The 16,951-nt window shown below is 67.4% G+C and carries 20 protein-coding genes; 12 read left to right on the forward strand and 8 right to left on the reverse strand.

Going from position 1 to position 16,951, the window contains the following annotated elements; translation table 11 throughout:
- Positions 1 to 40: 40 nt before the first annotated feature.
- Genes argH through BOS5A_RS04125 form a run of 5 tightly spaced genes read left to right on the forward strand, consistent with a single transcriptional unit; the run spans position 41 to position 4,632 of the window.
- The gene (argH, locus tag BOS5A_RS04105; protein WP_151954498.1) at positions 41 to 1,408 is read left to right on the forward strand and encodes an argininosuccinate lyase; all 1,368 of its coding nucleotides are present in this window, start codon (positions 41 to 43) and stop codon (positions 1,406 to 1,408) included.
- The gene (locus tag BOS5A_RS04110) at positions 1,405 to 1,653 is read left to right on the forward strand and encodes a hypothetical protein (RefSeq protein ID WP_151953921.1); all 249 of its coding nucleotides are present in this window, start codon (positions 1,405 to 1,407) and stop codon (positions 1,651 to 1,653) included. The genes argH and BOS5A_RS04110 overlap by 4 nt, the downstream gene beginning before the upstream one ends.
- Complete coding sequence (lysA, locus tag BOS5A_RS04115; protein WP_151953922.1) at positions 1,653 to 2,915, forward strand: diaminopimelate decarboxylase; 1,263 nt, start codon at positions 1,653 to 1,655, stop codon at positions 2,913 to 2,915. Before BOS5A_RS04110 ends, lysA begins: the two co-directional genes overlap by 1 nt.
- Positions 2,912 to 3,682 carry a precorrin-2 dehydrogenase/sirohydrochlorin ferrochelatase family protein gene (locus tag BOS5A_RS04120; protein ID WP_151953923.1) on the forward strand — a complete coding sequence of 257 codons (771 nt, stop codon included), beginning with the start codon at positions 2,912 to 2,914 and terminating at the stop codon, positions 3,680 to 3,682. Before lysA ends, BOS5A_RS04120 begins: the two co-directional genes overlap by 4 nt.
- A complete protein-coding gene (locus BOS5A_RS04125; RefSeq protein WP_151953924.1) occupies positions 3,679 to 4,632 on the forward strand; it encodes a zinc transporter ZntB in 954 nt (317 codons plus the stop codon). Before BOS5A_RS04120 ends, BOS5A_RS04125 begins: the two co-directional genes overlap by 4 nt.
- Here BOS5A_RS04125 and BOS5A_RS04130 read toward each other — a convergent pair.
- Entirely contained in the window at positions 4,629 to 5,540 is a 912-nt protein-coding gene (locus BOS5A_RS04130) for an AraC family transcriptional regulator (protein ID WP_151953925.1), read from the reverse strand. The genes BOS5A_RS04125 and BOS5A_RS04130 overlap by 4 nt on opposite strands.
- A gap of 5 nt (positions 5,541 to 5,545) precedes the next feature.
- Positions 5,546 to 6,808 carry a NupC/NupG family nucleoside CNT transporter gene (locus tag BOS5A_RS04135; RefSeq protein WP_151953926.1) on the reverse strand — a complete coding sequence of 421 codons (1,263 nt, stop codon included), beginning with the start codon at positions 6,806 to 6,808 and terminating at the stop codon, positions 5,546 to 5,548.
- Between the two features lie 128 nt (positions 6,809 to 6,936).
- On the opposite strand from BOS5A_RS04135, the gene BOS5A_RS04140 reads away from it, so the two are divergent.
- The 5 genes from BOS5A_RS04140 (at position 6,937) to BOS5A_RS04160 (ending at position 10,440) form a co-directional block, all read left to right on the forward strand.
- Positions 6,937 to 7,611 (forward strand): queuosine precursor transporter, encoded by a 675-nt coding sequence (locus tag BOS5A_RS04140; protein ID WP_151953927.1) that lies wholly within the window; start codon positions 6,937 to 6,939, stop codon positions 7,609 to 7,611.
- Positions 7,612 to 7,633: 22 nt separating this feature from the next.
- A complete protein-coding gene (gene argB / locus BOS5A_RS04145; protein WP_151953928.1) occupies positions 7,634 to 8,533 on the forward strand; it encodes an acetylglutamate kinase in 900 nt (299 codons plus the stop codon).
- A gap of 69 nt (positions 8,534 to 8,602) precedes the next feature.
- Complete coding sequence (locus BOS5A_RS04150; protein WP_151953929.1) at positions 8,603 to 8,905, forward strand: YggT family protein; 303 nt, start codon at positions 8,603 to 8,605, stop codon at positions 8,903 to 8,905.
- 48 nt (positions 8,906 to 8,953) lie between these two features.
- Positions 8,954 to 9,823: a bifunctional methylenetetrahydrofolate dehydrogenase/methenyltetrahydrofolate cyclohydrolase FolD gene (gene folD, locus BOS5A_RS04155; RefSeq protein ID WP_151953930.1), complete on the forward strand. Its 870-nt coding sequence runs from the start codon at positions 8,954 to 8,956 to the stop codon at positions 9,821 to 9,823.
- Positions 9,820 to 10,440 carry a MarC family protein gene (locus BOS5A_RS04160; protein WP_151953931.1) on the forward strand — a complete coding sequence of 207 codons (621 nt, stop codon included), beginning with the start codon at positions 9,820 to 9,822 and terminating at the stop codon, positions 10,438 to 10,440. The genes folD and BOS5A_RS04160 overlap by 4 nt, the downstream gene beginning before the upstream one ends.
- 93 nt (positions 10,441 to 10,533) lie before the next feature.
- Here the strand turns inward: BOS5A_RS04160 and BOS5A_RS04165 are convergent, their stop codons facing one another.
- The 4 genes from BOS5A_RS04165 to BOS5A_RS04180 form a co-directional block, all read right to left on the reverse strand.
- Positions 10,534 to 11,922: a UdgX family uracil-DNA binding protein gene (locus BOS5A_RS04165; protein WP_151953932.1), complete on the reverse strand. Its 1,389-nt coding sequence runs from the start codon at positions 11,920 to 11,922 to the stop codon at positions 10,534 to 10,536.
- A 9-nt stretch (positions 11,923 to 11,931) separates the two neighbouring features.
- Positions 11,932 to 12,417, reverse strand: coding sequence for a hemerythrin domain-containing protein (locus tag BOS5A_RS04170; RefSeq protein ID WP_151953933.1), 486 nt, complete (start codon positions 12,415 to 12,417; stop codon positions 11,932 to 11,934).
- Between the two features lie 67 nt (positions 12,418 to 12,484).
- Positions 12,485 to 12,868 (reverse strand): PaaI family thioesterase, encoded by a 384-nt coding sequence (locus BOS5A_RS04175; protein ID WP_151953934.1) that lies wholly within the window; start codon positions 12,866 to 12,868, stop codon positions 12,485 to 12,487.
- The gene (locus tag BOS5A_RS04180; protein WP_151953935.1) at positions 12,865 to 13,287 is read right to left on the reverse strand and encodes a PaaI family thioesterase; all 423 of its coding nucleotides are present in this window, start codon (positions 13,285 to 13,287) and stop codon (positions 12,865 to 12,867) included. Before BOS5A_RS04180 ends, BOS5A_RS04175 begins: the two co-directional genes overlap by 4 nt.
- 87 nt (positions 13,288 to 13,374) lie before the next feature.
- On the opposite strand from BOS5A_RS04180, the gene BOS5A_RS04185 reads away from it, so the two are divergent.
- Positions 13,375 to 14,160 carry a crotonase/enoyl-CoA hydratase family protein gene (locus tag BOS5A_RS04185; RefSeq protein WP_151953936.1) on the forward strand — a complete coding sequence of 262 codons (786 nt, stop codon included), beginning with the start codon at positions 13,375 to 13,377 and terminating at the stop codon, positions 14,158 to 14,160.
- Positions 14,161 to 14,325: 165 nt separating this feature from the next.
- Positions 14,326 to 14,778, forward strand: a complete 453-nt coding sequence (locus tag BOS5A_RS04190; protein ID WP_151953937.1) for a hypothetical protein — start codon at positions 14,326 to 14,328, stop codon at positions 14,776 to 14,778.
- Between the two features lie 92 nt (positions 14,779 to 14,870).
- Here BOS5A_RS04190 and BOS5A_RS04195 read toward each other — a convergent pair whose 3' ends face one another.
- Both BOS5A_RS04195 and BOS5A_RS04200 read right to left on the reverse strand, forming a co-directional pair.
- A complete protein-coding gene (locus BOS5A_RS04195) occupies positions 14,871 to 15,653 on the reverse strand; it encodes an SDR family NAD(P)-dependent oxidoreductase (protein WP_151953938.1) in 783 nt (260 codons plus the stop codon).
- A gap of 75 nt (positions 15,654 to 15,728) precedes the next feature.
- The gene (locus tag BOS5A_RS04200; RefSeq protein WP_151953939.1) at positions 15,729 to 16,904 is read right to left on the reverse strand and encodes an acetyl-CoA C-acetyltransferase; all 1,176 of its coding nucleotides are present in this window, start codon (positions 16,902 to 16,904) and stop codon (positions 15,729 to 15,731) included.
- Positions 16,905 to 16,951: the final 47 nt, after the last annotated feature.

Genomic DNA, 16,951 nt, shown 5'->3' on the forward strand with positions numbered 1-16,951 from the left:
GACGATCGCTGAGCGGGATGACATGAGCGGTTCCAATGCGATGTGGGGCGGCCGTTTTGCGGAAGGCCCGGCCGCGGTTATGCGCGAGATAAATGCCTCCATCCCCTTCGACAAGCGGATGTGGCGGCAGGATATCGCCGGCTCCAGGGCGCATGTCGCGATGCTCGGCGCGCAGGGCATCGTCGCGGCGGCGGATGCGGCGGCGATCGATGCGGGGCTCGGCCGCGTGGCCGCGCATTACGCAGCGCACGGCGTGGCGGAGGACTTAGCGCTCGAGGATATCCACATGCAGACCGAGGCGCGCCTTGCCGACGCGATCGGCGCGGTCGCGGGACGGCTCCATACCGCACGCAGCCGCAACGATCAGGTCGCGACCGATTTCCGCCTGTGGGTGCGCGACGCGATCGACCAGGTGCTCGCGGCGCTGGCGGCATTCGACGCGGCGCTGCTGGCACGCGCGGAACAGCACGCCGGTGACGTCATGCCCGGTTTCACCCATCTGCAAAGCGCGCAGCCGGTGACGCTCGGCCATCACCTGATGGCGTATCACGAGATGGTGGCGCGCGACCTTTCCCGATTCCGCGATGCGCGCGCGCGAATGAACGCGTGTCCGCTCGGATCGGCGGCACTGGCGGGGACGGGGTTCCCGGTCGACCGCCACGTGACCGCCGCCGCGCTCGGCTTCGACGCGCCGACGCGCAATTCGCTCGATGCGGTCAGCGACCGAGACTTCGCGCTCGATTACCTCGCCGCCGCCGCCCAGTGTTCGCTGCACCTCAGCCGGCTCGCCGAGGAGTTCGTGCTGTGGGCATCGCAGCCCTTCGGCTTCGTGCAGCTTTCGGATCAATGGTCCACTGGTAGCTCGATCATGCCGCAGAAGCGCAATCCCGATGCGGCCGAACTGGTGCGCGGGCATAGCGGGCGGATCACCGGCTGCCTCGTGTCGCTGATGATGACGATGAAGGGCCTGCCGCTCGCCTATTCCAAGGACATGCAGGACGACAAGCCGCCGGTGTTCGAGGCGCACGACCTGCTGGCGCTGTCGATCGCGGCGATGACCGGCATGGTCGAAAGCGCGACCTTCCGGACCGATCGAATGCGCGCCCTTGCCGAAAGCGGCTATGCAACCGCGACCGACCTCGCCGACTGGCTGGTGCGCGAGGCGGGCGTGCCGTTTCGCGAGGCGCATCATATCACAGGGCGCGCCGTCGCCGCTGCCGAGACGGCAGGCGTCCGGCTCGATCAGCTCGCGATCGACGACCTGACCGCGATCGACGCGCGGATTGACGCGCGGGTCTATGACGTGCTGTCGGTCGATGCGTCGGTCGCCAGCCGCACCAGCTTCGGGGGAACGGCCCCCGACAATGTTCGCGCCGCCATCCGCGCCGCGCGGGGAGACAAGCAATGACGCGCGTGACACGCGGTGGCGTGATCCTGCTCGGGCTCGCGCTGGCGAGCTGTGGGTCGGCTGGCAAGCTGAAGCCCGCGCCGGGCGAGCACCTGCCAGTGGCGCCTTACGGCGCGACCGCGACGCCGACGCCGGGCGATCTGCTAACCCCCACCCAGCAGCAACGCCCGCAGCGCAGCGATGAGCTGTTGAAGAGCTCCGAGGAGCGCCGCTCCGACGAATTCGATCTGCCGCCCACGCGCTGATGGACCGGTTCACGCTGAAGGGCGGTGCGCTGCACTGCGAGGATGTCGCGCTCCAGGCGATCGCGCGTGAGGTCGGCACGCCGGTCTATGTCTATTCCGCGAAGATGTTTCGCGAAGCTGCGCAGGCGTTTCGCGGCGGGCTGGTCGATGCGGGCGTCCACGACGCGCACCTTGCCTACGCGATCAAGGCGAACCCCAATATCGCGGTGCTGAAGGTGCTGGCCGCGGAGGGCTTCGGCGCCGATGTGGTATCGGCCGGCGAGATGAACCGAGCGCTCGCGGCGGGGATGCCCGCGGCGGACATTGTGTTTTCGGGGGTCGGCAAGACGCGCGGCGAGCTCATCGCGGCGCTCGATGCCGGGATCGGCCAGTTCAACCTGGAGCTCGAGGAAGAAGGTGAGGTCCTTGCCGATCTCGCCGCCGCACGCGGGATCACGGCGCCGGCGGTATTGCGCGTGAACCCCGACGTCGATGCCGGCACCCACGCGAAAATCTCTACGGGGCGCAAGGAGAACAAGTTCGGCATCCCGATCAGCGAGGCGGTCGCGATGTATGCGCGCCTCGCCGGGCGCCCCGGGCTCGATCTGAAGGGCGTCGCGATTCACATCGGCAGCCAGTTGAGCGATCTCGCGCCGCTGGAAGCCGCCTATGTGCGGGTCGGCGAACTCGTCGCCGAGCTGCGCGCGGCTGGCCACACGATTGCCCGTGTCGATCTCGGCGGCGGTCTGGGCGTGCCCTACAAGGTCGGCGAAGTCATGCCGAGCGCAGCGGCTTTCGGCCAGATGGTCGCGCGCGTGACGAAGGAGTGGGGCGTCACCTTGATGTTCGAGCCCGGCCGGCGGATCGCGGGCAGCGCGGGCGTGCTGGTGACCGAAGTCGTGTGGGTAAAGCCGGGGGCGGTGAATCCCTATATCATCGTCGATGCGGCGATGAACGACCTCGCCCGCCCGGCGCTCTATGACGCGTGGCACGATTTTCAGGCAGTCGTGCCGACCGGCAACCGCATGATCGCCAACATCGCGGGACCGGTGTGCGAGACGGGCGATACGTTCGCGATGGGGCGCGAGATCGATGAGGTGGCGAGCGGCGACCTCGCGGTGTTCCGTACCGCGGGGGCTTACGGCGCGACGATGGCGTCGACCTACAACAGCCGATCGCTGGTGCCCGAGGTGCTGGTCGAGGACGGTCGCTACGCCGTCGTCGCGGACCGGATCACGCCCGAGACGATCCTCGCCGCCGAACGCGTGCCCGACTGGCTGTGACCCTCGCCAGCCTGCCGCTGTTCGTCAGGCTCGGCGGGCGGGCGGTGATTCTGCTGGGCGAGGGCGAGGCGGCGGATGCGAAACGGCGGTTGCTGGACCGCGCAGGCGCGGTGATCGTCGGGGAGGCGGACGAGGCGGCGCTCGCGGTCGTCGCGATCGAGGACGACCTGGAAGCCGAGGCGGCCGTCGTGCGGTTGAAGGCGCGGGGTGTGCTGGTCAACGCGGTCGATCGCCCGGCCTTCTGCGACTTCACCATCCCCGCGATCGTCGAGCGTGAACCGGTCGTGGTCGCGGTCGGGACGAGCGGCGTGTCGGCAGGGCTTGCCGCGGCGCTGCGACAGCGGCTTGAGGCTTTGCTGCCGGCGCACCTCGGCGAGCTTGCGCAGGGCCTCCACGCGGCGCGGGCGGCATTGCGCGAAGCCTATCCCGACAGCGGCGACCGCAGGCGCGCCATCGCGGGTGCGCTTGCGCCGGGCGGTGCGCTCGATCCGCTCGGCGCCGATCCGGATGTCCGGTCGTGGCTGGACGAGCCGCACGCGCGGGGTTTCGCCCCGGGGTCCATTTCGTTCGTGCTCGGCTCTCCCGATCCGGACGACCTCACGCTGCGCCAGGCCCGCGCACTCGCAAGTGCTGACCGCGTCGTCCATGCCCCCGACGTGCCGCCGGCGATCCTCGATCGTGCACGCGCCGATGCGCTGCGGATCGAAAGTGCTGCGCCGCCGGTTGAGGATGGCCCGGGACTGACGGTGTATGTGAGGATGGCATGAGCGGTTTCGGGTATCGAATCAGCGAGGGCAAGGCGGAGCGGGTCCCGGTCAAGGAGGCGCTGGTCTGCGACGGATCGCTCGTATGGGTGCACCTGTCGACGACCGAGGCGCGCGCACAGGACTGGCTGCGGGAGGAAGCGCAACTTCCCGAATATCTGGTCGAGGCGCTGACCGCGAGCGAGACCCGGCCGCGCTGCGAGGCGTTCGACAACGGCGCGTTCCTCAACCTGCGCGGGCGCACGACCGAGCAGATCGAATCGTCCGACATGCTCGCCTCCATCCGGATCTGGGCGGTGAAGGGCCGGGTGATCTCGATCACGCGCAAGCACCTCGTCGCGCTCGATACCGTCGAGGCGGAGGTGAAGCGCGGTGACGTTCGCGATCCGGGCGATCTCATCACCGCCTTTGCCAGCGCGATCACCAACGATCTCGATCCCGACGTTGCGGACCTTGGCGACACGCTCGACGATTGCGAGGAGAAATTGGACGCCGCGCGGGTGTTCGAACAGCGCCGCAGCGTCACCCATGTGCGCGTGCAGGCGATCAGCTATCGCCGCTTCCTCGCGCCGCAGCGATCGGCGCTGGAAAAGCTGGCGGCGCTGCCGGGCGACTGGCTTGGCGACGACGACCGGGTGCATCTGAACGCCGCCGCAGACCGCGCCGCGCGCATGGCGGAAGAGCTGGAGGCGATCCGCGAGCGCGCGTCGCTGATGCACGAGACGCTGACCGATCTGCGCGCCGAACAGATCGACAGCCGCAGCCTCGTCATCGCGATCGCGGCGATGGTCTTCCTGCCGCTGACCTTCATCACCGGACTCTACGGCATGAACGTCGACGGGCTGCCCTATGCACACGAGCCGTGGTCGTTCGATGCGATTGCGGTCATCTGCGCGGTCATCGCGGTCGGCACGGTCGGCTATTTCGTCCGCCGCCACTGGGTATCGGGCTAAGCGCGCGTCCCGTTCGCGCGCACGACGCCGGCGAAGTGACGCAGCGCGCGGATATTGGCGTGGAGATAGGGCAAGTCGCGCGCCAGGAAGCGGCGCGGCGTCGTGCCGATGAAGCGCCGGGCGTCGCGCAGGAAGTGCGGCATGTCGTGATACCAGGTATCGGCCGGCAAGGCGTTGGTCATGCCGCTTTCGAACATCGGCATGAACGTGCGCAGGAAGCGGGTGCGCAGCAGCAGCGTCTTTGGCGGGAAGCCGAAATAGCGGGTCGACAGCCGCCGCAGCTGGCTGGCGCTGATCCCGACTGCGGCGGCGGCGGTATCGATATCGCGTGTCGCCGGGTCCATGAGCAGGCGGATGACCGCCGCGATCAGCGGCTCGTCGGGAGAGGGGGACAACAGGGTCGATCGGAAGAAATCGTCGAGGATCGGCTTGACCTCGGTGCTCTGGTTCGACGCGCGCAGCCGCGCGACCAGCCCCGCGACGTCGGCGCCGGGCAGCGCGGTTTCCAGCGGCACCACCCGGTCGCGGAACCGGTCGGCCGGGGTGCGGAACAGCCGCGCCCAGCCAAGCGGGCCGATATCCGCGCCGATCGTCACCCCGCCATTCGTTACCATCCGCATCGCGCGACTGGTCGTGCCGTAGAGCGACGCGACGGGCAGCGGATTATAGTCCCACGCGCCGATCTGGAGGCGGATCGGGCGATCGGCCAACACGATGCGGATCGCCGGCCAGGCGGGCAGCAGCCAGTTCTCGATATCGTGCTGCCATTCTTCGGAATCGAAGACGTGATAGTCGCGGATATAGCGGGTGAGGAGCGGGGCGGGCTGTTCCAGGCGCAGCGCCGTGCCCTCGGGCAAGCCGAAGGCGGCGACATCGATACCCGGGGTGAGGCTACCGCTCTCGATCATCCGCCTCAGCCGATGAGCAGCCCGGCGAGCGCGGCGCTCATCAGGTTGGCGAGGCTGCCTGCGAGCAATGCGCGGATGCCGAGCTTGGCGATCATCGGGCGCTGGTTGGGGGCGAGGCTGCCCGTCACCGCCATCTGGATCGCGATCGACGAGAAATTGGCGAAACCGCAGAGCGCGAAGGTGATGACCGCGACCGTCGTCGGCAACAGCACCGCCATCTGCTTGCCGAGATCGATATAGGCGACGAATTCGTTGAGCACGATCTTCTCGCCGAACAGGCCACCCGCGATTCCCGCTTCGTGCCAGGGCACGTTCAGCAGGAACATGACCGGCTGGAAGACATAGCCGAGCAGTCGCTGGAAGCTGAGGTCGTGCAGGCCGACCATGTTGCCGAGCCCGCCGAGCAGCCCGTTGGCCAGTGCGACCAGCGCGACGAAGGCGAGCACCATCGCGCCGACCGCTACGGCCAGCTTCACGCCGGTCTGCGCGCCCTGTGCCGCCGCCATGATGATGTTGGCGGGGCGTTCCTCGTCATGCGTCGCGTCGGCGAGCGCGATCGTCTCGTCCTCCGGCCGGTCGCCGAGCGGCAGTTCGCCCGCCGGCGGTTCGATCGAATCCGGCATGACGATCTTCGCCATCAGGATGCCGCCCGGCGCCGCCATGAAGCTTGCCGCAAGCAGATAATCGATGCGGATGCCCATCGAGGCGTAGGCCGCGAGGATCGTGCCCGCGACGCCTGCCATCCCGCTGGTCATCACGGTGAAGAGCTGCGCGGGGGTCAGCGCGGCGAGATAGGGGCGGATAACCAGCGGCGATTCGCTCTGCCCGACGAAGATGTTCGCCGCCGCGCACAGCGATTCGACCTTCGATACGCCGATCACCTTCTCGATGCCGCCGCCGATCCAGCGCACGACGAGCTGCATGATGCCGAGATAATAAAGGATCGAGACGAGGCTGGCGAAGAAGATGATGACGGGCAGCGCCGCGATCGCGAAGCTGTTGCCGCCGATCGCCGGGCTGGCGAGCGGCCCGAACAGGAAGTCCACCCCCGCCTTTGCATAACCGAGCAGGTTCGCCACCCCGCCCGAAAGAAAGCCGAGGACATGCTTGCCCGCGGGCACATACAGCACGAGTACCGCGATGCCGACCTGCAGCGCGAAGGCGGCGCCCACCACGCGCAGCCGGATGCCGCGGCGGTTGGTGGAAAGCAGGAACGCCAGCAGGAGAATGACGACGATGCCGGCGAGGCCGATGAGAATTCGTTGCATTGAATACCCGCGCTAAACTCACGCGGCCCCCCGGCAGCGCGGCGCTGGACCATACACGTCCCGCAGGCGCACACCATAGCGTTTACGGCAGCCCTTGCGCGGCGCGCGCGATCGTTTAGCACCCCCGCATGGATGCTTTCCCCCGCGCGATCCCGCGCTCGTTGTTCGCCTTCTCGATCTTCTATGGCGGCATGGTCTGCATCGCGGGCGTGCTCGGCAACAAGCAGGTGGCGCTCGGGCCGCTTTCGGGAATCGGGCCTGTCTTCGGGCTGGGGCCGCTTGCGGTCGAAGCTGGGATCTTCGCCTTCCTGCTGCTCGTCGTCGTGTCCAGCGCGGTGGCGGAGCTGCACGGACGCGCGACCGCGAACCGGCTGGTGCAGATTGGTTTCGTCCCGCTCATCGTCTCGATCCTTTTGTCCATCGTCGTCCTGTCGGTGCCTGCCGCACGCGACATGGACCCCGCGCGCCGCGATGCGTTCCAGCTCATCATGGGCGGCACGCCGCGCATCTGGTTCGGGGGAATCGTCGCTTACGGCATCTCGCAGACGCTCAACGTCACGATCTTCGCGGCGTTGAAGGGCCGCGAGGGCAGCCGGATGCTGTGGCTGCGTGCCGCGGTCGCCAGCATCCTGAGCCAGATCGTCGACACGTTGCTGTTCGTCACGATCGCCTTTGCGGGCGTCTTTCCGATCACCGAGCTGCTGTTCGGGCAGATGCTCGCCAAGGTCACGCTGTCGGCGATTCTCGTGCCGCCGCTGATCTATGCGTTCGTCGCGCTGGGCCGCAGGCTGGATCGCGCCTGACCTTCAATATAAGGGGGCGCCCATGACCAGCTACGCTCCCGACCCAACGCTGCTCGCCAAGGCCGAAACGCTGACCGAGGCGCTGCCCTATCTGCAGCGCTACGCCGGCAAGACCTTCGTCGTGAAATATGGCGGCCACGCGATGGGCGATGCGGGGCTGGCGCGCGATTTCGCCGAGGATGTGGTGCTGCTGAAGGCGGTCGGCATCAACCCGGTCGTCGTCCATGGCGGCGGTCCGCAGATCGGATCGATGCTGAAGCGGCTGGGGGTCGAGAGCGAGTTCGTCGGCGGGCTTCGCGTCACCGACAAGCCGACCGCGGAGATCGCCGAGATGGTCCTGTCGGGCGCGATCAACAAGGAGATCGTCGCGTGGATCGGCCAGGCGGGTGGCCGAGCGGTCGGGATTTCGGGGAAGGATGCCGGGTTCGTCCAGGCGGAAAAGGTCGCGCACCGCGCCGCCGATCCGCTGCAGGGAATCGAGCGGCATGTCGACTTGGGCTTCGTCGGCGAGCCGGTTGCGGTCGATCGGCGTATCCTCGACACGCTGTCCGCCGCCGGGATCATCCCCGTCGTCGCGCCGATTGCGATCGGCGCGGACGGGCACACCTACAACATCAACGCCGACACGATGGCCGGCGCGATCGCCGCCGCGATGGGCGCGGCGCGCTTCTTCCTGCTGACCGACGTGGCGGGGGTGCTCGACAAGTCCGGCACGCTGCTGTCGGACCTCGACCCGGCGAAGATCGACGCCTTGAAGGCGGACGGCACGATCTCGGGCGGGATGATCCCAAAGGTCGAAACCTGCGTCGCGGCGGCGAAGAGCGGGGTCGACGCCGCGGTGATCCTCGACGGCCGCGTGCCCCACGCGATGCTGCTCGAAATCTTCACCCGCGAAGGCGTCGGCACCCTCGTCCACGCCTGAGCCTGCGCGCTCTAGCGGTAGGCGTGTCGCATCCCTATAACAGTGGCCTAACCCGAGACGGAGACGAAGTTGATCGCCATACTGCAAATCCTCCAGGTGCTGCTGAACCTCGTCTGGTGGATCATCGTGGTCCAGGCCGTGCTGTCCTGGCTGATCGCGTTCAACGTCATCAACACCCACAACGATCTGGTGCGCACCATCTGGGGCGCACTGACCCGGATGACCGAGCCGCTCTATCGCCCGATCCGGCGCATCCTGCCCGATTTCGGCGCACTCGATCTGTCGCCGATGGTCGTGCTGCTGATCGTCTATATCCTCAGCAACATCGTCATCCCCAATATCGCCGCCAATTATCTGATGGCGACCGGCTGACGGTGCCCGCGCTGGCGCAATCGGCCCGGCGCCTCTAAGGGGCGGGGCATGACGGCACGGATCATCGACGGGAAGGCTTTCGCGGCGGGTCTGCGCGCGCGGGTGGCCGAGGGCGCCGCGGCGTTCGCAGCGGCGGCTGGGCGAAAGGCGGGGCTGGCGGTGGTGCTCGTCGGCGACGATGCCGCTTCGGCGGTCTATGTCCGATCTAAGCACAAGGCGACGCTTGCTGCGGGCATGAAAAGCTTCGAGCATCGCCTTCCCGCCGCTACCGTGCAGGATGCGTTGATCGCCCTCGTCCGCCAGCTGAACGCCGATGACGCAGTCGACGGCATCCTCGTCCAATTGCCGCTTCCGAAGCATATCGACGAGCAGGCGGTGGTCGAGGCGATCGATCCGGCGAAGGACGTCGACGGGCTGACCCCGATCAGCACCGGGCGGCTCGCGCTCGGGCTCGACGGGCTGGTGCCCTGCACGCCGCTCGGGTCGATGATGCTCGTCGAGGACGTGCTGGGTGATATTTCGGGCAAGGACGCGGTGGTGATCGGTCGCTCGATCCTGGTCGGCAAGCCGATGGCGCAATTGCTGCTGGCGAAGAACGCCACCGTCACGATCGCGCACTCGCGGACGAAGGACCTGCCCGCGCTGGTCGCCCGTGCCGATATCGTCGTCGCGGCAGTGGGGCGCGCGGGTATGGTCAAGCCGGACTGGGTCAAGCCCGGCGCGGTCGTGATTGATGTCGGCATCAACCGCACCGATGCGGGGCTGGTCGGCGATGTCGACCCCGCCGTGTTCGCGGTCGCGGGCGCGATGACACCGGTGCCCGGCGGCGTCGGCCCGATGACGATCGCGTGCCTGCTGCGCAACACGCTGGTCGCTGCCCACCGCCGCGTCGGCGTGCCGATGACGACGCCGCTGTGATCGAGCTCTTTATCTCCTCGTTCATCACTTTCTTCGTGGTGATCGATCCGCCGGGCTGCGCGCCGATCTATGCGGGGCTGTCGGCAGGTGCCGCGCCGATGCAGCGCCGGGCGATGGCTGTGCGGGCGGTGGCGGTCGCGTCGCTGATCCTGTTCGTCTTTGCGCTCTTTGGCGAAAAATTGCTGCGCGGGCTGGGGATCGAACTCGCGAGCTTTCGCATCGCCGGCGGCGTGATGCTGTTCCTCATCGCGCTGGAAATGGTGTTCGAAAAGCGCACCCAGCGGCGTGAGGACCGCGCGGCGAAGGTCTCGGCCGATCCCGAGGCCGACGACGTGTCGATCTTCCCGATGGCGATGCCGATGATAGCGGGGCCGGGATCGATTGCGACGGTCATGCTGTTGATGGCGAAGAATGACGGGATCGAGCGGTCGGCTGTGGTGCTCGGCGCGATGGGTGCGAACCTGCTGCTGACGCTCGTCGCGCTGCTGGCGGCGGGGCCGATCATGCGCGTGCTCGGCACGCGGATCGAGGCGGTCATCACGCGCCTGCTTGGGGTGCTGCTCGCGGCGCTAGCGGTGCAGTTCGTGATCGACGGGATTGTGGAGCAGCTGAGATAACGTCGCCCCTGCGAAGGCAGGGGCCCATGTCTCTAGCGCGTGGCACACCGGCCAGAGATGGATCCCTGCCTTCGCAGGGATGACGACGTTTTTTCAGTTCGCCACGGCCGCTGCCGCCAGCTTTAAATCTTCTACGAAGCGCGCAAACTCTTCGACCTTCTGCGCTTCGTCCGGAAGCCGCAGCAGATAGCTCGGGTGCACCGTGATCCACGCCTCGCCACCCTCAGGCAGTTGCATCGCCCGCCCGCGCTCGCGGCCGATCGTCATCGTCTTGCCGAACAGTGAGCGCGCCGCGGTGGCGCCGAGCGCGACCGTCACCTTGGGCCGGACGATCATCCGCTCCTGTTCGATCCACCAGCGGCAGGCCTGAATCTCGCCGGTGTCGGGCTTCGAATGGATCCGCCGCTTGCCGCGCTGCTCGAACTTGAAGTGCTTCACCGCGTTGGTGACGTAGGTGCGCGCGCGGTCGATGCCGGCCTGCGCGAGCGCGCGGTCGAAGACCTGCCCCGCCGGGCCCACGAACGGCCGCCCGGCCAGATCCTCCTGATCGCCCGGCTGCTCGCCGACGAACATCAGCGCGGCATCGACCGGGCCTTCGCCGAACACCGTCTGCGTCGCGGGGCGGTAGAGCAGGCAGCGGGTGCACGCCATCGCCTCGTCGCGCAGCGCCGCCCATGCCGCGTCGCTGTTGCCGCCGACCTCGGTGCGTGCCTTCTCGATCATTCCGACCTCCCGTGCCTGTGCGCCGGCGATCAGCGCGGGGACGAGCGCGGTCTCGGGCATGTTCTTCCAGTATTTGCGCGGCATTTCCTTCAGCATCGCGCCGATCTTCACGCGGGCGGGATTGAAGATGCTCGCGTAATAGGTCTTCCAGACTTCCTCGACCGGATCGCCATCGGGGGCGTCGCCCTTCTCCGCGCCCGGCCCCTCGGTGAGCGTCGCGCAGTCCCAGTGGAGCGAGACCTCGGGGGTCAGGATTGACCATTGCATCGACGCGAAGCGATCGATGAAGAACTTCGCATTGGCCCGCACGATATGATGATCAGGCTCGAACCACGCGACGAAGCGACTGCCGCCCTCCTCGGCGACCTCGCGGAAGCGCAGGAAGGCGCGCATCTTGTGGATGTCGCGCCGTACGTCCTTGGCCAGCCGATCGACGCGCCGGACGAGCGGGTCGGCCTGATCCTCGATGAGTTTGGGCTGCTGGCGAAGCCGGGTCAGCAGCGTGTAGAGCAGGGCGAAGCGTTCGGGATCGCTCGACAGCGCGGCGCTGCGAGTGAGGTCGATGAAGGCGCGGGGCACGGAAAAGCCGGACGGCTCCGAGGCTGGCGCGGGCGCCGCTGCTTCCCCAAACAGGTCGTCTGCCGCGTCGCCTACCTGCCACACCACGTCTTCCGGGGGCACGCCTTGGTCGGCCAGCGCGCGGGCGGCGTCGCGCCAGCCGTCGAAATCGTCGGGCGTGGCGAGGGCGACGCGGTGCATGGGCGTCCGTCAGTCGCGCTCGTCGCCACCCGGCGGGTTGGCCTTCGCGAGCTTCAACTCCTCGGGCTTCCGCTCCTCATAGGTTTCCGCCATCTCGATCTCCGTCTCGGCATCGAGTTCCTTCGCGGCGGCGGGAAACATCTCTTCCTCCTCCTCGTCGATGTGATGCTCGTAGCGGTGGCGCATGTGGAAGAACTTCGCGTTCCACTCGTCCGATCCGAAGTCGAGATCCATCATCTCGCCCATCAGGTCGTCGATCTCCTTGTGCTCGGAGACCGAATGGCGCGCTTCGTCGCGAAGATCGGGCTCGCCGAGCATCGTCGCGTAGAGCGATTCCTCTTCCGCTGCGGCGTGGCTCTGCACTTCGAGCCGGAATTTCTCGAAAAGGTCGCGGCGCTTCTTCGTATCGCCCTGCAGCCCCGCGAGTTCCTCCAGCATCGCGCGCTGCTTGTCGTGATCCGCCTTCAGGTCCTTGTAGATCTGTGCCTCGGCCATCGCCTGTCCTCCTGGTTCACCCGCGACAACAGGCGAGCTCACGGGCGGTTTCAGTTGCGAGGCGTTTTCAGTCGCGCGCGATCAGATAGTTCATCCGCGCGGCCGCGATCGGCCGGTCGCGCTCGTCCTGCCACGCGACCGCTTCGACATTGGCGATGCGGTTGCCCAGCCGGGTGACGATGCCGCGCGCCCGCGTCGGCTTGTCGCGGCCGCCGCGCATATAGTCGACGGTGACGTTGATCGGCTTGATCCGGCCGCCTCCCTCAGCCTCGAGTGCCTGCTGGAGCGCAGCGATCGCGGCGACCTCGAGCAGCCCCGCGATCGCGCCGCCCTGAACGAAGCCGGGCCGCCCCATGACCGCGTCGTCGAAGGGCATAACCAGCACGGGAACGCCGTCCTCATTTTCCCCGATCGTCGCGCCGAGCAGATCGGCATAGGGCGGCAGCGTCATGGATAGCCCTCCGGCGCCATGAAGGTGCCGGCGACGTGCGCGATCGGGTCGTCGGGGTCGCCGTCATGCGCCTGGCCGCGAATGAAGGCGACCGACCGGGTGATCCGGTAGCATTCGCCGCGCCCGATGACGGTGTGGCCCGGTTTCGCGCCGCGCAGATAATCGACCCTGAGATCGAGCGTCGCGTGCGCCACGAATCGCCCGGCGCGCATCCACACTGCCATGCTCGTCGCGATATCCATGAGCGCGACGATCGGCCCGGAGGCGATGACGCCGCTCGCCGGATCGCCGATCATGTCGGTGCGGTAGGGCAGCGCCATCTCGACCCAGTCGTCGCTCGCGTCGTGAAAGGCGATCCCAAGCCGGTTGCCATGTCCGCCGAAGCGCATGGCGGCAAAGGCGCGGATGTCGAAAGCCATGGCGCGGGCTGTAGCGCGCCGGCGGGGCGGCGCAACAATTGTCGCGCCTGCGCCGATCGCCTAGCGTGGCGCGCAGGAGACACGCCGATGACCGATACCGCCCGTGTGACGACGACCGTGACCGATGCCATCGCCGATGTGCGGCTGACGCGGGCCGACAAGATGAACGCGCTCGACCCCGCGATGTTCGAGGCCATCGGGGCGGCGATCGATGCCTTGCATGGCCGCGCCGATGTGCGCTGCGTCGTGCTGTCGGGCGAGGGGCGCGCGTTCTGCGCGGGACTCGATATGGCGAGCATGGCGGCGGGCGGATCGGGCACGGGACGCGCGCGCAATGCGCAAGGGTCGATCCTGCCGCAGCACGTGACCTGGGGGTGGCGACAATTGCCGATGCCGGTGATCGCGGCGGTGCACGGCGTCGCGTTCGGCGGCGGCTTCCAGATCATGGCGGGGGCCGACATCCGCATCGTCGCGCCCGGCACGCGCTTCGCCATCCGCGAAGTGCATTGGGGGCTGGTTCCCGACATGGCGGGTTTTCCGTTGTGGCGCACGCTGGTGCGCGACGACGTGCTGCGCGAGCTCATCTACACCGCCCGTGAGTTCGATGCCGACGAGGCGCTCGGCCACGGTTTTGTCACGCGCGTCGCCGATGATCCGCATGCGGCGGCGATGGCGCTGGCACGCGAGATCGCGGCGCGCAGCCCGCATGCGATCCGCGGCGCGAAGCGGCTGTGCAACATGGCGCACGACGCCGACCCGCGGTCGATGCTGGTGGCGGAAACCGACGAGCAGATGACGGTCATCGGCAAGACCAACATGATGGAAGCCGTCGCCGCCAACATGGCGAAGCGGGCGGCTATGTTCGAAGACTAGAAACGTCTGACCGAAATTACGGGTTTCGGTGGCGCGCCTTCTTTAACTTGTTATCGCGCCAGCATTTATCTGCCAAAGCATCGGCGGCTTACCTACGAAGGTCAGCTTGATCGGGGACTGTAACGCGCGCTCATTGCCGTCTTCTCAGGCAATGAGGAAATCATCATGGTCCGGAAAGTTACAATCGGCATCTGTGCGACGATAGGTCTGGCGGGTTCCATCGCCTTTGCGAAGGAATATCAGGACTATACCCCGCAAAAGGGGCTGTGGCGAATCAACGCGGTCGAAGTCGACCCCAATCACGTCGACGATTATCTGACAGGCTTGAGGAAATCGCAGATCCCCAATTTCGAGGTGCTGAAGGCGCACGGAGTCATCGATTCCTACAAGTTCCTCGTCCGAACCGGCTACAACAAGGGCTCTCCCAACGTTCTAATCCAGACCCACCTGACCAGCGCGGCGATGCTCAATCCCGACAAGGCGCGCGACGAAATGATGCAGCAGGAAGCATTCGCGAAGTTCAGCGAGGCCGACGGCAAGGCGGCGGTGGCGGAATATGACAAGTACCGCACCTTCATCGACAACGGGCTGTGGAGCGAGATCGTGATGACGCGTTAGGTTGCTGTGGGGGGGCGTCGGACGAGGCCTTCGGCTCCGCCGGCCACGCTTGCGGGAGTCCGCGCGCAGCGTGCGCGCGGCTCCGTTGCGCGTCACCGCGGCGCCATCCTGATCGCCCCGTCCAATCGCACATCCTCGCCGTTGAAATAGCCGTTCTCGATCATCGTCAGCGCGAGGCCGGCATATTCCGCCGGATTGCCGAGCCGTTTGGGGAACGGCACCGATGCCGCCAGATTGTCCTTCACCTGCTGCGGCGCGCCCTGCATCAGCGGCGTGTTGAAGATGCCGGGCAGGATGGTGTTCACGCGGATGCCTTCGCTCATCAGGTCGCGCGCGATCGGCAGGGTCATGCCGACGACGCCGCCCTTGGACGCTGAATAGGCCGCCTGGCCCATCTGCCCGTCCTCCGCGGCGACGCTGGCGGTCATCACGATCGCGCCGCGCTCGCCGTCCTCGCCCGCGTCGAGCGTCAGCATGCCAGCAGCGGACTTCGCGACGCAGCGGAAGGTGCCGACGAGGTTGATCTGGATGAGCCAATTGAACGCGTCGAGGCTGAAATGCTTGATGCTGCCGTCTTCCTTCGAACGGCTCGCGGTCTTCATCGCGTTGCCGGTCCCCGCGCAGCAGACGAGGATCGATTCCTGCCCGTGCGCGGCGCGCGCCTTGGCGAAGCCCGCGTCGACGCTCTCGTCCGTGGTCACGTTCACTTCGCAGAAGACGCCGCCGATCTCGCTCGCGACCTTTTCACCCTTCTCGGTTTGCAGGTCGAAGATCGCGACTTTCACGCCCTTGGCCGCAAGCGCGCGTGCGGTGGCTTCGCCGAGGCCGGAAGCGCCCCCGGTGACGACGGCGGCGGTGGTTTGGTCTAGCTTCATCCTCAATCCTCTCCTTGTGTCCCCGCGAAGGCGGGGACCCAGACTGTGCTCCCGCCTTCGCGGGAGCACACATAGTCAAGCGTCGCAATTCTCGATGATCGTGACGTTCGCGATGCCGCCGCCCTCGCACATCGTCTGCAAGCCGTATTTCCCCCCACGCTTGCGCAGCGCGTGGACCAGCGTCGCCATCAGCTTCGTGCCGCTCGCGCCGAGCGGATGGCCGAGCGCGATCGCGCCGCCGTTGACGTTGAGTTTCTGGGGGTCGGCGCCGGTGTGCTTCAACCATGCGAGCGGGACGGGTGCGAAGGCCTCGTTCACTTCGAACAGGTCGATATCGTCGATCGTCAGCCCCGCCTTCTTCAGCGCCTTGTCGGTCGCGTAGAGCGGCTCTTCCAGCATCACGACGGGATCGCCGGCACTCACGGTCAGCGTCCTGATCTTCGCCAGCGGCTTGAGGTTGTAATCCTTCAGCGCCTTTTCGCTGACGATCAGCACCGCACTCGCGCCGTCGCAGATCTGGCTCGCCGACGCGGCGGTGACGACGCCGTCCTCGCTCAGCAGCTTCACCGAACCGATCGATTCCATCGTCGAGTCCGCGCGGATGCCTTCGTCGCGGTCGTGGGTCGCGGGGCCGTCGGGCGTCTCGACATCCAGCGCGACGATCTCGTCGGCGAAGTCGCCGCGCTCGGTCGCGGCGGCGGCTTTCCGGTGGCTTTCCAGCGCGAACGCGTCGAGATCGGCGCGCGAGAAGCCGAACTTCTTCGCGATCATTTCCGCGCCCATGAACTGGCTGAACTGGATGCCGGGATAGCGGTCCTCGACCCTGGGCGACTTCGACCTGCCGAGGCCTTCCTTGGCGAACAGCGCGCCGGTCGATCCCATCGGCACCCGTGTCATGCTCTCGACGCCCGCCGCGATCACCACGTCCTGCGTGCCCGACATGACGGCTTGGGCTGCAAACTGGATCGCCTGCTGCGACGATCCGCACTGACGATCGATCGTCACCGCCGGCACGCTTTCGGGAAGTTTCGAGGCGAGGACGGCGTTACGCCCGACCTGGAACGACTGCTCGCCGCCCTGGCTCACACAGCCCATGATGACGTCGTCGACCGCTTCCGGAGGGATGCCGGACCGATCGACGACCGCGTCGAGAACGGCGCCCGCCATGTCGACGGGGTGCCAGCCGGCAAGCCGCCCGCCGCGGCGCCCGCCGGCGGTGCGCACGGCTTCGACGATATAGGCCTCGGCCATTTCCGACTCTCCATAACTGATGTTATTGCCGCATCTGTGGCGTGAAT

The organism is Sphingomonas sp. EC-HK361, from assembly GCF_902498785.1.
Taxonomy (GTDB): Bacteria; Pseudomonadota; Alphaproteobacteria; order Sphingomonadales; family Sphingomonadaceae; genus Sphingomonas.

Bases quoted from the DNA above. Each gene is read 5' to 3' on its own strand.
- BOS5A_RS04195 (WP_151953938.1), bottom strand. From the start codon at position 15,653: ATGAAGCTAGACCAAACCACCGCCGCCGTCGTCACCGGGGGCGCTTCC.
- BOS5A_RS04125 (WP_151953924.1), top strand. From the start codon at position 3,679: ATGAGCGGTTTCGGGTATCGAATCAGCGAGGGCAAGGCGGAGCGGGTC.
- BOS5A_RS04140 (WP_151953927.1), top strand. From the start codon at position 6,937: ATGGATGCTTTCCCCCGCGCGATCCCGCGCTCGTTGTTCGCCTTCTCG.
- BOS5A_RS04165 (WP_151953932.1), bottom strand. From the start codon at position 11,922: ATGCACCGCGTCGCCCTCGCCACGCCCGACGATTTCGACGGCTGGCGC.
- BOS5A_RS04175 (WP_151953934.1), bottom strand. From the start codon at position 12,868: ATGACGCTGCCGCCCTATGCCGATCTGCTCGGCGCGACGATCGGGGAA.
- BOS5A_RS04170 (WP_151953933.1), bottom strand. From the start codon at position 12,417: ATGGCCGAGGCACAGATCTACAAGGACCTGAAGGCGGATCACGACAAG.
- lysA (WP_151953922.1), top strand. From the start codon at position 1,653: ATGGACCGGTTCACGCTGAAGGGCGGTGCGCTGCACTGCGAGGATGTC.
- BOS5A_RS04135 (WP_151953926.1), bottom strand. From the start codon at position 6,808: ATGCAACGAATTCTCATCGGCCTCGCCGGCATCGTCGTCATTCTCCTG.
- BOS5A_RS04110 (WP_151953921.1), top strand. From the start codon at position 1,405: ATGACGCGCGTGACACGCGGTGGCGTGATCCTGCTCGGGCTCGCGCTG.
- BOS5A_RS04200 (WP_151953939.1), bottom strand. From the start codon at position 16,904: ATGGCCGAGGCCTATATCGTCGAAGCCGTGCGCACCGCCGGCGGGCGC.
- folD (WP_151953930.1), top strand. From the start codon at position 8,954: ATGACGGCACGGATCATCGACGGGAAGGCTTTCGCGGCGGGTCTGCGC.
- BOS5A_RS04180 (WP_151953935.1), bottom strand. From the start codon at position 13,287: ATGGCTTTCGACATCCGCGCCTTTGCCGCCATGCGCTTCGGCGGACAT.
- argB (WP_151953928.1), top strand. From the start codon at position 7,634: ATGACCAGCTACGCTCCCGACCCAACGCTGCTCGCCAAGGCCGAAACG.
- argH (WP_151954498.1), top strand. From the start codon at position 41: ATGTGGGGCGGCCGTTTTGCGGAAGGCCCGGCCGCGGTTATGCGCGAG.
- BOS5A_RS04185 (WP_151953936.1), top strand. From the start codon at position 13,375: ATGACCGATACCGCCCGTGTGACGACGACCGTGACCGATGCCATCGCC.
- BOS5A_RS04190 (WP_151953937.1), top strand. From the start codon at position 14,326: ATGGTCCGGAAAGTTACAATCGGCATCTGTGCGACGATAGGTCTGGCG.
- BOS5A_RS04130 (WP_151953925.1), bottom strand. From the start codon at position 5,540: ATGATCGAGAGCGGTAGCCTCACCCCGGGTATCGATGTCGCCGCCTTC.